The following is a 12530-nucleotide window of genomic DNA, read 5'->3' as shown; positions in this document are numbered from 1 at the left end:
CGGTCGCGGAAATAGCCATCCTCGCCCCACAGCCAGCCGCACCCGCTGGTGCTGGAGATGATCAGGGCGAGAGCGGAAAGACCAGCCAGTCGCTTCATGCGGTGTACTTCCTCGATTAAACCAGTACGCCGGACTGGCGCAAGGCAGTACGGACTTTTTCGTGACAGCCTTCGCTCAGCCAGGTCAGTGGCAGGCGAATGCCCTGCTGCATCAGGCCCATTTCCACCAGCGCCCATTTCACCGGAATCGGGTTGGCTTCGCAGAACAGGTCTTTGTGCAGCGGCATGAGTTTTTCGTTGATCGCGCGGGCCTTCTCGGCATTGCCCTCAAGGGCGGCCTCGCATAGATCGGCCATTTCGCGCGGGGCGACGTTGGCGGTGACGGAGATGTTGCCCTTGCCGCCCATCAGGATCAGCTCGACGGCGGTCGGATCGTCGCCGGACAGGACGATGAAGTCCTTGTCGACGCCGTCCAGGATGGCCTTGGCACGGACCAGGTCGCCGGTGGCTTCCTTGATCCCGATGATGTTCTTGACCTTCGACAGGCGGATCACGGTGTCGGCCTGCATGTCGCAGGAGGTGCGGCCCGGCACGTTGTAGAGGATCTGCGGGATGTCGACAGCTTCGGCGATGTGCTTGAAGTGCTGGTACAGGCCTTCCTGGGTCGGCTTGTTGTAGTACGGGACCACCAGCAGGCAGGCGTCGGCGCCGGCATTCTTGGCGTTCTTGGTCAGGTGCACGGCTTCGGCAGTGGAGTTGGCACCGGTACCGGCGATTACCGGGATCCGCTTGTTGCTGTGCTTGACCCGCTCGGCCACGTGCTTGATGACCAGGATGTGCTCTTCGACATCCAGCGTGGCGGACTCGCCGGTGGTGCCGACAGCTACGATCGCGTGGGTGCCGTTTTCCAGGTGGAAGTCTACAAGCTTGTCGAGGCTGTCCCAGTCCAGACGCCCTTGTGCATCCATGGGAGTGACCAATGCCACCATACTGCCCGCAATCATGTAACTGCTCCTGCCGGAAAAAGAGAGCGGTAATGGTACTGGCGCCATCGGCCTTGCACAAGCGAAGCAGGCGGGCGGAGCATTCCCCTTCGCGCCGCTTTTCGCTACCCTTGATCCTTTGATCGGTGCAGCACGGCCCGCCGGGCCGTCGACAGTGCTACCGGCCTGCGTCCACAGCCGCCAAAACCGGCCCGGGCCCTGCTGATGCAGGAGGCTTGCCCCCGTCCTGCACCGACCGCTCATCGCTTTAGGAATGCTGCATGTCCACCCCCACCGTTCGCGAACAATTTCTCGTCATCAGCGCCTTGGGCCCCAACCCCATGGAGCTGGCCAACGTTCTCAGCCGCGCGGCCTTCGACAACCGCTGCGCGGTAGTCACCTCGCGTCTGTCGCGCCACGGCGAGACCAGCGCCCTGGTGCTGCAGGTCGGCGGCAGCTGGGATGCCCTGGCCCGCCTCGAAGCCACCCTGCCGGGCCTGGGCAAGAAGCACGGCCTGACCCTGGACGTGGTGCGCAGCGCCGACCAGGAAGTACGCCCGCAGGCCCTGCCTTATGTGGCCTACGTCAGCGCCGCCTATCGCCCGGACATCATCAACGAGCTGTGCCAGTTCTTCCTCGACCACCGCGTCGAGCTCGAAGCGATGACCTGCGACACCTACCTCGCGCCGCAGACCGGCAGCAGCATGCTCAACGCCCAGTTCACCGTAATCCTGCCGGCCGGCACCCAGATCAGCTGGCTGCGCGATCAGTTCCTCGACTTCGCCGACGCCCTGAACCTGGACGCGCTGATCGAACCGTGGCGCCCACAGAACCCCATGTAAGGAAGCTCCCATGGCCGTAGCACTCGACCAACCCGTCGCCGATTTCCAGGTCCAGGCCACCAGCGGCCAGACCGTCAGCCTTGCCGACCTGAAGGGCCAGCAGGTGGTGTTGTACTTCTATCCCAAGGACAGCACCCCGGGCTGCACCACCGAAGGCCAGGGCTTCCGCGACCAATACGCGGCGTTCCAGGCGGCCAACACCGTGGTGTTCGGCGTGTCGCGCGATGGCATCAAGTCGCACGAGAACTTCAAGGCCAAGCAGGCGTTTCCCTTCGAGCTGATCAGCGACAAGGACGAAGCACTGTGCCAGCTGTTCGACGTGATCAAGCTGAAGAAGCTGTACGGCAAGGAGTATCTGGGCGTGGACCGCAGCACCTTCCTGATCGACAAGGACGGTGTGCTGCGCCAGGAATGGCGCGCAGTGAAGGTGCCGGGGCATGTGGATGCCGTATTAGTGGCGGCGCAGAACCTCAACAAGGCTTGAGATCGTTGGGGCTGCAAAGCAGCCCCAGACCTACAGCATCGGCGCCACAGACCTGTCCTGCCGCGGCCAGGCATCCAGCACCGCCTTGAACAGCGTCGCCAGCGGGATCGCGAAGAAGATCCCCCAGAACCCCCACAGCCCGCCGAACAGCAGCACCGCGCAGATGATCGCCACCGGGTGCAGGCTCACTGCCTCGGAGAACAGCAGCGGCACCAGCACGTTGCCATCGAGTGCCTGGATGATCGCGTACACCGCCATCAGGTAGATGAACTGATCGCCCCAGCCCCACTGGAGCAGCGCGATCAGCGTCACCGGCACCGTTACCACCACCGCGCCGACATACGGCACCACCACCGACAGGCCCACCAGCAGCGCCAGCAAGGCGGCATAGTTGAGGCCAAGGCTGATGAAGGCGATATAGGTGGCAATCCCGCAGATCAGGATCTCGATGCCCTTGCCGCGAATGTAGTTGGCGATCTGCCGGTTCATCTCGTCGCCCACCCGGTTTAGCAGCGTACGCTCGCGCGGCAGGTAGCCGCTGACCCAGCGCCCGATCAGCTCGCGGTCCTTGAGGAAGAAGAACACCAGGATCGGCACCAGCACCAGGTAGATCATCGCATTGACCAGCAACGGCAGGCTCGACAGCGAGAAGGTCAGCGCCCACTGGCCGAACTTGCCGATCTCGCCGCGCACCGATTCGATGGCACGCAGCACCTGCTCATCCGACACCAGGTGCGGATAGCGCTCGGGCAACAGCAGCAACAACGACTGCCACTTGCCGAGCATCCCCGGCAACTCGTTGAACAAGGTGATCAGCTGATGCCAGAGCAGCGGCACCAGCACCAGCATGAACACTGCCAGCGCACCCATGAACAGGGCGAACACCAGCCAGACCGCCAGCCTGGACGGCACCTTCAAGCGCTCCAGGGCATTGACCAGGCCCTGCATGAGAAACGCCAGGACCATGCCCGCCAGCACCGGCGCGAGCATGCCGCCCAGGGTCAGCACCACGGTGAAGGCCAGGAACAGCAGGACCGCCAGCACCACAGCCTCCTCGTCGGAGAAGTAGCGCTGCATCCAGTCGCGAAGCACTTTGAACATTGACGATCCTTGGAAAAGACTCAGGCCTTGCGCAGCCAGTAGGTGTAAACGCCGGCCTCGGCCGTTTCATGCAGCAGCGTATGGCCGGCCAGTTGGGCGAAAGTGCGGAAGTCGCGCTGGGAGCCGCCGTCGGTGGCGATCACCTTGAGTACCGCGCCACTGGCCAGGCGATTGAGTTCCATCTTGGCCTTGAGCAGCGGCAACGGGCAGTTCAGCCCGCTGGCGTCAAGCTCGGCGTCGCTGGTCGGGGTATCACTCATCGGGCGCGTCTCCGGGGTATGGACAGAAAGGTCCGGTAGGATACCGCCACTGGTCGGCATCGCGCGACCCGGCTACAGTAAGGCTTTTGACCGACGCGAGCTTCTGCATGAATCTACTGCGCCCCACCCTGTTGACGCTGGCCTGCCTGATGGCCCTTCCCGGCCACGCCGACGACCTGCCGTCACTGGGCGACGCCAGCTCCGCGATCGTCTCGCCGCAACAGGAACACCAGCTCGGCCGCGCCTGGCTGAGCCTGTTGCGCGGCCAGGTCAACCAGCTGAACGACCCGCAGCTCAAGGACTACGTCGAGACCACCGTGTACAAGCTGGCCGAGACCAGCCAGCTGCAGGACAGGCGCCTGGAGTTCATCCTCATCGACAGCAAGGAGCTCAACGCCTTCGCTGCCCCGGGCGGTATCGTCGGCGTCAACGGCGGATTGTTCCTCAATGCGCAATCGGAGGGTGAGTACGCCTCGGTACTGGCTCACGAACTGGCGCACTTGTCGCAACGCCACTTCGCCCGCGGCGTCGAGGCCCAGCAGCGCATGCAGTTGCCGATGATGGCGGCCCTGCTGGCCGGTATCGTCCTGGCCGCGGGTGGTGGTGGCGATGCCGGCATCGGCGTGATCGCTGGCACCCAGGCCGCCGCGATCCAGGAGCAGCGGCGCTTCTCACGGCAAAACGAGCAGGAGGCCGACCGCATCGGCATCCTCAACCTGGAGAAGGCCGGCTACGATCCGCGCAACATGCCCAGCATGTTCGAACGCCTGGCCCGCCAGTACCGCTACGATGCCAAGCCGCCGGAGTTCCTGCTGACTCACCCGGTCACCGAATCACGTATTGCCGACACCCGCAACCGCGCCGAGCAGGCGCCCAAAGGTGGCGTCGAGGATAGCCTGCGCTACCAGCTGATCCGTGCGCGGGTACAGCTCACCTACGAAGGCACCCCGGGCCTGGCCGCCAAGCGCTTCCGCGCCCAGCTCGACGAGAATCCACAGATGGACGCCGCGCGCTATGGCCTGGCGCTGGCGCAGATCAAGGGTGGCCAGCTCAACGAAGCGCGGGAGAACCTCAAGCCGCTGCTGGCCAAGGCGCCCAACGACATTACCTACAACCTCGCGCAGATCGACCTGGACATCACCAACAACCGCCTGGCCGATGCCCAGCAACGCGCCCAGCGCATGCAGGCGCTGTACCCGGCCAACTATCCGTTGAAACAGGTGCGCGCCGACCTGCTGATCAAGCAGAACAAGCCGGCCGAAGCGGAAAAGGTGCTGGACGACCTGGTCAAGAATCGACCCGACGACCCGGACGTGTGGTACGACGTTGCCGAAGTGCGCGGGTTGTCGGGCAACACCATCGGCCTGCACCGTGCCCGCGCCGAGTACTTCACCCTGGTCGGCGATTTCGACCAGGCGATCCAGCAGCTCGACTACGCCAAGCGCCGCTCGGGCAGCAACTTCCCGCTGGCCTCGCAGATCGACCAGCGCCAGCGCGAGATCATGGAGCAGCAGCGAATGGTCAAGGAGATGATGGGGCGCTAGGCCTGGCACTGATCACGCTGTAGGAGCGGTCTTGTGTCGCGAAAGGGCCGCGAAGCGGCCCCTGTTTCCTGCGTGAACCTGAACATCTTGTGGCCGCTGTGCGGCCCTTTCGCGACACAAGGCCGCTCCCACAGGATGATGCTCACCTTGCTTCAGGCGTTGCCCGACAACTTCAACCGCGCCGCCTGGGTGAAATCGAGCATGCGGTTCAGCGGCTTGATCGCCTTGGGAATCAGCGCAGGCTCGACGAAGATCTCGTTGCTGCCCTTGCGCAGGCAGTCCAACGTGCGCTCCAGGGTGTTCATCGCCATCCACGGGCAATGCGCGCAGCTGCGACAGGCCGCGCCATTGCCGGCGGTCGGCGCCTCGACGAACTCCTTGTCCGGGCACAGCTGCTGCATCTTGTAGAAGATGCCGCGGTCGGTGGCGACAATGAAGGTCTTGTTCGGCAGGGTCTGCGCCGCCTTGATCAGCTGGCTGGTGGAGCCCACCGCGTCGGCCAGCTCGATCACCGCTTCCGGGGACTCCGGATGGACCAGGATCGCCGCGTCCGGGTACAGCGCCTTCATGTCGGCCAGCTGGCGCGACTTGAACTCTTCGTGAACGATGCAGGCACCGTCCCACAGCAGCATGTCGGCACCGGTCTGCTTCTGGATGTAGCGGCCCAGGTGCTGGTCAGGGCCCCAGATGATGGTCTCTCCGTTGTCCATCAGGCTTTCGACGATCTCCAACGCGCAACTGGAGGTCACCACCCAGTCGGCACGGGCCTTCACCGCAGCGGAGGTGTTGGCATAGACCACCACGGTACGCTCGGGATGCTGGTCGCAAAACGCCGAAAACGCCTCGACCGGGCAACCGAGGTCGAGGGAGCAGGTCGCCTCGAGGGTAGGCATCAGCACGCGTTTTTCCGGGGTGAGGATCTTCGCGGTTTCGCCCATGAAACGCACACCCGCCACCACCACGGTCTCGGCCGGGTGGTTCTTGCCGAAGCGCGCCATCTCCAGCGAGTCGGACACACAGCCGCCGGTTTCCTCGGCCAGGGCCTGGATCACCGGGTCGCAATAGTAGTGGGCCACCAGCACGGCATTCTGCTTTTTCAGCTCGGAGGCGATGGCCGCACGGTATTCGGCCTCCTGCGCGGGCGTCAGCGGGTTGGGCTGCTTGGCATCGAGGTGGGCCTGGACCAACAGGCGTTCGGAAATCTGGGTCATGATCGCTGGACCTGCGGGGCGCTTGAGCGCGTCAGTCGAGTGTATCACCCGGCCCTGGCAGATCGGCTAATGGTGCCGGACGGCCAGCGTCTCGGCCCCTCTGCGGGCGCGGATTCTTATCGGACGCGAAGGCTACAGGCAATCGGAGGGATGCAAAAGGGGTTTTTGCGGGGAGGGCCCATCGCGGGGCAAGCCCGCTCCCACGAAGACGACGGGAGCGGGTCTGCCTGAGGGATCAGCCCTGCGGCTGGAGCGCGGCCAGGTGGCCGCTGATCAGCATGGCGAACTCTTCGACAGTCATCTTCTTGCCGTTGAAGTCGACCATGCCGTCGGCGTATTGCAGGCTCGACACCACGTCGCTGCCCTGCACCGTGGCCATGCCGCTCTGCAGCGCCATCATGCCGACCATTTCACCGGCCTGGCTGGACTGCTGGGCGATGGCCTGGGCATCGGTCTCACCCTCAAGCAGCGCCTGCAAGGTGGCTAGGTCGGCGACCATCGGCTTGGAAACGCTGAGCTTGGCCTTCAGTTGCGTCAGCAACTGCTTGCCCAACTGATCAGGCGGCAGGTCGAACGAGCTCGGGCTGGCAAAGTCCATCGCCAGGTTGAAGCGGCTCTCGCCATTGGCGGTCTTGAACGCCAGCTTCTCCACCGCCACCTGCGGCTTGGCCACCAGCAGCTTCTGCAGGTCACCCTGGACCTTGGCCTGCTCCTCGGGGGTCATTTCCAGCGACGGCGCCTCGCCATCGGCGGCGGCCTGCTGCATCTGCGGCAGCTGGGTCTGGTACCACTCCATCAACGCCTGCATGGCCGGGATGTCGATGGATTTCATGGTCAGGACCATTTCCGCGCTGCCCACCTTGCGACCGGCGTAGCTGATCTCATCGACCTTGTATTCCAGGCGCCCGGCCAGCTTGTCCTTGGCCTCGCCCTCGGCGTTGTACAGGTTGTTCTGCTGCAGGCCCTTGAGCACCAGCACTTCCTGCTTCGGCCCGAAGGTCACCTGGGTGTCGGCCAGGGCCAGATCGAAGTTGCCGACATAGACCATGTCATGGGCGGTCTCGCTGAGCTTGCCACCGGCCTTGAAACCGTTGAGCAGGATCTTCACTGGCGCCTGCTGCTCGTCGACGAAGTTCAGCTCGAGGTGCTCGGCGCTGCTGTGGATCTCCACCGCCTTGCCTTCACGGTCGCCGCGCAGCTTGAGCTGCAGGCCGGAGAAGTCCAGGACATTGCCGCCGTCTTCCTTGAGCGTGACCGGCGCCAGGCGAATGTCGCTGTCGACGCTGCCGCCGTAACCGAGGCTGACCTGGGCGGTGACCGGCGACTTGTCGCCGGCGGCGGTGAACCAGCCGCTGGTGAAGTCATCCTTGTCCAGCGCGCTGTTGCTGGTGGCCATGACCGGCATCAGCTTGAAGGCCTTGACCCGCGACCAGGGGAACGGGCCGTGCTCGATCTGGTCGGTCACGCCCACCTGGAAGTTCAATGCCTCGGCTTCGCCGAGCTGGACGTTCTCGGCCTTCAGGCGGTAGTGCGCGGTACTGGTAAAGAAGTGCTGGTCCAGCGAGACCAGTTCGATGGTCATGCTGCCGCCGTTGCCGGCCAGGGCTTTCTTCAGCTCTTCGTTGCCGCGGGCGACGGAGCGTTCCAGCTCCGCGGGCAGCTGCTTGCCGGTGTACCAGGCGCCAGCGGTGGTTGCGACGGCGATGGCCACGGCCAGACCGGAAAGGATGCCTACTGATTTCTTCATGAATAGAACCGATTGCTGTCCATAGGGAGATCGTTGGAGCGGTCCACGGAAACGAGGCCGCGCTGGAGATGGCAAGAATACCACTGGCACCCGGCCCACGCGGTAATGCGTGAGGCATTTTGTCTGTCGCCACACCGCCGGGCACGGAGCTTACCGGAACAAGGCTTGTAAATTTTTACGAACATCAAAATCGACTTACGATCTGCTCAATCGGCCAAAAGCGCTGCATAACGGCCAAATAAACCGATTAACCTCCCATCCGCTTGGCACTCTGTCATGTTTAACTTGACACTCAAACGACCATCGTTGTTTATTTCGCGCACCCCGCAGCTCCAACATAAAAGGTGAACAACATGGAGCCCATCCGCTCGACCTTGTCGTGCCCGTCATCTGCCGTGCCCGTTGTTTCGATCAAGGAGCAGCGCCCGCATGCAGCCTGACCACAGCGCCCCCGGCAACACCCAGTTCCGCAAGTCCCTGCGCCTCTGGCATGTGGTGATCATCGGCCTGGCCTACCTCACCCCGATGACCGTCTTCGACACCTTCGGCATCGTCTCCGGCATCACCGCCGGACATGTACCCAGCGCCTACCTCCTGGCCCTGGCCGGTATCCTGTTCACCGCCGTGAGCTACGGCACCCTGGTGCGGCGCTTCCCACAGTCGGGCTCGGCCTATACCTACACCCAACGCGCCATCAACCCGCACGTGGGCTTCCTGGTGGGCTGGTCGTCGCTGCTGGACTACCTGCTGCTGCCCATGGTCAACGCGCTGCTGGCCAAGCTCTACCTATCGGCAATGTTCCCCGAGGTACCGGCCTGGGTATGGGTGGCCGGGTTCGTCACCCTGATCAGCCTGATCAACATGCGCAGCGTCAACCTGGTGGCGCACTTCAACCTGCTGTTCGTCGCCGTGCAGGTGGCGATCATCGGCGTGTTCATCTACCTGTGCTGGCGTGGACTGGGCCACGGCGAGGGGCTGGGCACCGCCTGGAGCCTGGTGCCGTTCGCCGACGACCAGACCCAGTTCGCCGCCCTCGCCGCCGGTGCGACCACCCTGTGCTTCTCGTTCCTGGGCTTCGACGCGGTGACCTGCCTGTCGGAAGAGACTCGCGACCCGGGCAAGACCATCCCACGGGCGATCTTCCTCACCGCGCTGATCGGCGGCGTGGTGTTCATCGGCGTGTCCTACTTCATCCAGGCCTACTTCCCGACCATGGCACGCTTCCACGACCAGGAGGCGGCCCTGCCGGAAATCGCCCTGTACGTCGGCGGCAAGTTGTTCCAGTCGATCTTCATCGCCTGCACGGTGATCAACACCATCGCCTCGGGCCTGGCCTCGCAGACCAGCGTGTCGCGCCTGCTGTACGTGATGGGTCGTGACAACGTGATCCCGGCCGGTGTGTTCGCCCGCCTGCACCCGCGCTACAAGACCCCAGTGCTGAACATCGCCGTGGTCGGCCTGATCTCGCTGTCGGCAATCTTCTTCGACCTGGTCACCGCCACCTCGGTGATCAACTTCGGCGCGCTGGTGGCGTTCAGCTTCGTCAACCTGTCGGTGATCAACCACTGCTACATCCGCGAGGGCCAGAACAAGGGCCTGACGAACAACCTCAAGTATCTGGTGGCGCCGACGATAGGCTTCTGCATCATTGTCTCGCTGTGGCTGGACCTGAACGAACACTCGCTGTTGTTCGGCGGTGTCTGGGCCCTGCTTGGCGTGCTCTACCTGGCCTGGCTGACCAAGGCCTTCAGGGTAGCGCCACCGAACTGCATCGCCGACTGACCCCGCCGACGCCCGCCTGACCGCGGGCGTCCTGTTTGCCCGAGAAGGAAAAGCCCATGTTGCTGCGCCGTCTCTCCATCCAGTGGAAGATCACCCTGCTCGCCGGTCTGTGCCTGCTGGCCATCGTCGCCCTGCTGGTGGCCACTTCGCTCACCCAGGCCCGACGCAGCGCCGAGCAGGTGTTCCTGGCCAACACCGAGCTGCTCGACCACAGCGCCCGCCTGCGCCTGCAGGCCCACGGCGAGACCCAGGCCCTGCGTATCCAGCGCTACTTCATGGACGCCTACCAGTACGGCAACGGCTTCGCCCGCCTGGTGCAGGCGCTCAAGGCCCGTGGCGGCAGTGACCTGCGCGCCGACCTCAGCCGCGAGGCGCGCGCCGCCCTGGCTGGCAACGCCGACCTGATCGGCCTTTATCTCGTGTTCCAGCCCAACGCCCTGGATCATCAGGATGCTCGCTTCGTCGGCCAGGCCGACAACGGCAGCAACGACAGCGGCCGCTTCTCCCTGTACTGGTCGCAGCCCGGCACCGGTACCCTCGAGGTGGAGGCAATGCCCGAGTCGATGCTCGCCGACACCAGCATCGGCGCCAACGGCTCGCCCTACAACCGCTGGCTGACCTGCCCGCTGGAGACCGCCAAGGCCTGCGTGCTCGACCCGTACTTCGACGAGGTCAACGGCCACCAGGTGCTGATGACCAGCATCGCCCTGCCGCTGTTGGAAAACGGCAAGGTGGTGGGCGTGGTCGGCCTGGACATCGGCCTGGACAACCTGCAGCAACTGAGCCTGGCCGGCCGCCAGGAGCTGTTCGATGGACAGGGCCAGGTCAGTATTGTCAGCCCTTCGGGCCTGCTCGCCGGCCACAGCCAGGACGCCAGCCAACTGAGCAAGACCTTGCAGCAGGCCTTCGGCGCCAGCGCCACCGCGCTGCTCGGCCCGCTGCGCGCCGGCCAGGCGGTCGAGCGCCTGGACGGCGGCACCATGCGCATTTCCCGGCCTTTCACCCCGATCCCCGGCGCGGCGCCATGGCAGGTCCTGCTCGAGCTGCCTGAACAAGTGCTGCAGGCCCCCGCCGTCGCCCTCAATCTGCGCCTGGACAGCCAGAACCAGAGCGCCAACCTGGTCAGCCTGCTGATCGGCCTGGGCGCCGCCGTGCTGGGGCTGCTGCTGGTGTGGCTGACCGCCCGCGGCGTGACCCGGCCGATCCTGGCCGTGGCTGCCCGCCTGAAGGATATCGCCAGTGGCGAAGGCGACCTGACCCGTCGCCTGGACTACGCCCGCGACGACGAACTGGGCCAACTGACCGGCTGGTTCAACCGTTTCCTCGACAAGCTCCAGCCGGTGATCGCCCAGCTCAAGGGCTCCCTGCAAGAGGCCCGTGGTACGGCCGACCAGTCGGCGCTGATCGCCAGCCAGACCAGCGACGGCATGCAGCAACAGCACCGCGAGATCGAGCAGGTGGCCACCGCCGCCAATGAGATGAGCGCCACTGCCCACGACGTCGCCCACAATGCCGCCCAGGCAGCGCAAGCGGCGCGCGGCGCCGATCAGGCGACCCGCGACGGCCTGGCGCGGGTGTCCGCCACCCGTGAAGCGATTGGCGCACTGGCCGGCGGCATGGACGCGGCCATGGAAGAGGCGCGCGCCCTGGAAAGCCGCGGCGAGCAGATCGGCTCGGTACTGGAGGTGATTCGCGCCATCGCCGAGCAAACCAACCTGCTGGCGCTCAACGCCGCCATCGAGGCCGCCCGCGCCGGCGAGGCTGGGCGTGGTTTCGCGGTGGTCGCCGACGAAGTGCGCAACCTGGCCCAGCGTACGCAGGTCTCGGTGGAGGAGATCCGCCAGGTGATCGAGGGGCTGCAGCAAGGCACCCAGGACGTGGTGGGCGCGATGCACGCCGGCCAGCGTCAGGCCCAGGACAGCGCCGCGCAGATGGAACAGACGCTGCCGGCGCTGCAGCGGATCGGCGAGGCGGTGGCGGTGATCACCGACATGAACCTGCAGATCGCCTCGGCGGCCGAGGAACAGAGCGCCGTGGCCGAGGAGGTCAACCGCAACGTGGCGGGGATACGTGATGTGACAGAGTCGCTGGCCGGACAGGCCGACGAGTCGGCGCGGATCAGCCAGGCGCTGAACCGTCTGGCCAACCAGCAGCAGGTGTTGATGGCGCAGTTCCGGGTATAGCCGTTGGTTGGTCTTGATCTTGATCTTGATCTTGATCTTGATCGCAAGGTTAACCCCTTCCCCACTAGCGACAGCTGCGTCAGCCCAGGCGCCGCCCGTACCTTCGCGACTTCAGGAGGCCGAACGCAGGCCTTGCGCAGGGAGGTGACGGGCATGGATGCCCGTCAAGCGCTGGGGCCCAGGATGGGCCCTGCAGCGCGGTCCTCCCGGGAGCAAGGCCGGAGTGAGGGAACCCCGGAGCGAAGCGTAGGGGCCGGATGAACGGAGCGCAGCGTTTTTTGGTTACTTTTTGTCGCGTTTGACAAAAAGTGACTCGCCGTAAGGGCGAAAAGGTGACTCTGCGTCACCATCGCAAATGAATGCGCTTACAACAATAAATACCGACACCGACCGT

10 protein-coding genes and 1 pseudogene are annotated in these 12530 nt (G+C 64.8%); 6 read left to right on the top strand and 5 right to left on the bottom strand.

The window, feature by feature from the left end; all coding sequences use genetic code 11:
- Positions 1-115 precede the first annotated feature (115 nt).
- The gene (gene dapA / locus CC207_RS14220) at positions 116-1003 is read right to left on the bottom strand and encodes a 4-hydroxy-tetrahydrodipicolinate synthase (protein WP_088852282.1); all 888 of its coding nucleotides are present in this window, start codon (positions 1001-1003) and stop codon (positions 116-118) included.
- A 260-nt stretch (positions 1004-1263) separates the two neighbouring features.
- Here dapA and CC207_RS14215 point away from each other — a divergent pair, with 260 nt between their 5' ends.
- Both CC207_RS14215 and CC207_RS14210 read left to right on the top strand, forming a co-directional pair.
- Complete coding sequence (locus tag CC207_RS14215; protein ID WP_028692994.1) at positions 1264-1824, top strand: glycine cleavage system protein R; 561 nt, start codon at positions 1264-1266, stop codon at positions 1822-1824.
- Between the two features lie 10 nt (positions 1825-1834).
- A complete protein-coding gene (locus tag CC207_RS14210; RefSeq protein ID WP_028692993.1) occupies positions 1835-2308 on the top strand; it encodes a peroxiredoxin in 474 nt (157 codons plus the stop codon).
- A 30-nt stretch (positions 2309-2338) separates the two neighbouring features.
- Here CC207_RS14210 and CC207_RS14205 read toward each other — a convergent pair whose 3' ends face one another.
- On the bottom strand, positions 2339-3409 hold the full coding sequence (locus CC207_RS14205) for an AI-2E family transporter (RefSeq protein ID WP_088852281.1): 1071 nt from the start codon (positions 3407-3409) through the stop codon (positions 2339-2341).
- Between the two features lie 20 nt (positions 3410-3429).
- A complete protein-coding gene (locus tag CC207_RS14200; protein WP_028692991.1) occupies positions 3430-3669 on the bottom strand; it encodes a sulfurtransferase TusA family protein in 240 nt (79 codons plus the stop codon).
- Between the two features lie 107 nt (positions 3670-3776).
- Between CC207_RS14200 and CC207_RS14195 the strand changes: the two genes are divergently transcribed.
- The gene (locus CC207_RS14195) at positions 3777-5213 is read left to right on the top strand and encodes a M48 family metalloprotease (RefSeq protein ID WP_028692990.1); all 1437 of its coding nucleotides are present in this window, start codon (positions 3777-3779) and stop codon (positions 5211-5213) included.
- A gap of 152 nt (positions 5214-5365) precedes the next feature.
- Here CC207_RS14195 and nadA read toward each other — a convergent pair whose 3' ends face one another.
- A complete protein-coding gene (nadA, locus tag CC207_RS14190; RefSeq protein WP_028692989.1) occupies positions 5366-6424 on the bottom strand; it encodes a quinolinate synthase NadA in 1059 nt (352 codons plus the stop codon).
- 235 nt (positions 6425-6659) lie between these two features.
- On the bottom strand, positions 6660-8171 hold the full coding sequence (locus tag CC207_RS14185) for a YdgA family protein (RefSeq protein WP_028692988.1): 1512 nt from the start codon (positions 8169-8171) through the stop codon (positions 6660-6662).
- Positions 8172-8600: 429 nt separating this feature from the next.
- Here CC207_RS14185 and CC207_RS14180 point away from each other — a divergent pair, with 429 nt between their 5' ends.
- The 3 genes and pseudogenes from CC207_RS14180 (at position 8601) to CC207_RS28350 (ending at position 12136) form a co-directional block, all read left to right on the top strand.
- A complete protein-coding gene (locus CC207_RS14180; protein WP_088852280.1) occupies positions 8601-9953 on the top strand; it encodes an APC family permease in 1353 nt (450 codons plus the stop codon).
- A gap of 56 nt (positions 9954-10009) precedes the next feature.
- Positions 10010-11278 (top strand): annotated as a pseudogene (locus tag CC207_RS28355) (HAMP domain-containing protein); the annotation flags it as partial.
- A 102-nt stretch (positions 11279-11380) separates the two neighbouring features.
- Positions 11381-12136, top strand: a complete 756-nt coding sequence (locus CC207_RS28350; protein ID WP_371916458.1) for a methyl-accepting chemotaxis protein — start codon at positions 11381-11383, stop codon at positions 12134-12136.
- Positions 12137-12530: the final 394 nt, after the last annotated feature.

Source organism: Pseudomonas sp. DrBHI1 (genome assembly GCF_002205115.1).
GTDB classification, from domain to species: Bacteria; Pseudomonadota; Gammaproteobacteria; order Pseudomonadales; family Pseudomonadaceae; genus Aquipseudomonas; species Aquipseudomonas mosselii.
Note: the sequence above shows the minus strand (reverse complement) of the source record. Positions and strands in the feature narration are given on the sequence as shown.

Coding starts and splice junctions, on each gene's coding strand:
- dapA (WP_088852282.1), bottom strand. CDS start 1,003: ATGATTGCGGGCAGTATGGTGGCATTGGTCACTCCCATGGATGCACAA.
- CC207_RS14215 (WP_028692994.1), top strand. CDS start 1,264: ATGTCCACCCCCACCGTTCGCGAACAATTTCTCGTCATCAGCGCCTTG.
- CC207_RS14210 (WP_028692993.1), top strand. CDS start 1,835: ATGGCCGTAGCACTCGACCAACCCGTCGCCGATTTCCAGGTCCAGGCC.
- CC207_RS14205 (WP_088852281.1), bottom strand. CDS start 3,409: ATGTTCAAAGTGCTTCGCGACTGGATGCAGCGCTACTTCTCCGACGAG.
- CC207_RS14200 (WP_028692991.1), bottom strand. CDS start 3,669: ATGAGTGATACCCCGACCAGCGACGCCGAGCTTGACGCCAGCGGGCTG.
- CC207_RS14195 (WP_028692990.1), top strand. CDS start 3,777: ATGAATCTACTGCGCCCCACCCTGTTGACGCTGGCCTGCCTGATGGCC.
- nadA (WP_028692989.1), bottom strand. CDS start 6,424: ATGACCCAGATTTCCGAACGCCTGTTGGTCCAGGCCCACCTCGATGCC.
- CC207_RS14185 (WP_028692988.1), bottom strand. CDS start 8,171: ATGAAGAAATCAGTAGGCATCCTTTCCGGTCTGGCCGTGGCCATCGCC.
- CC207_RS14180 (WP_088852280.1), top strand. CDS start 8,601: ATGCAGCCTGACCACAGCGCCCCCGGCAACACCCAGTTCCGCAAGTCC.
- CC207_RS28350 (WP_371916458.1), top strand. CDS start 11,381: ATGCAGCAACAGCACCGCGAGATCGAGCAGGTGGCCACCGCCGCCAAT.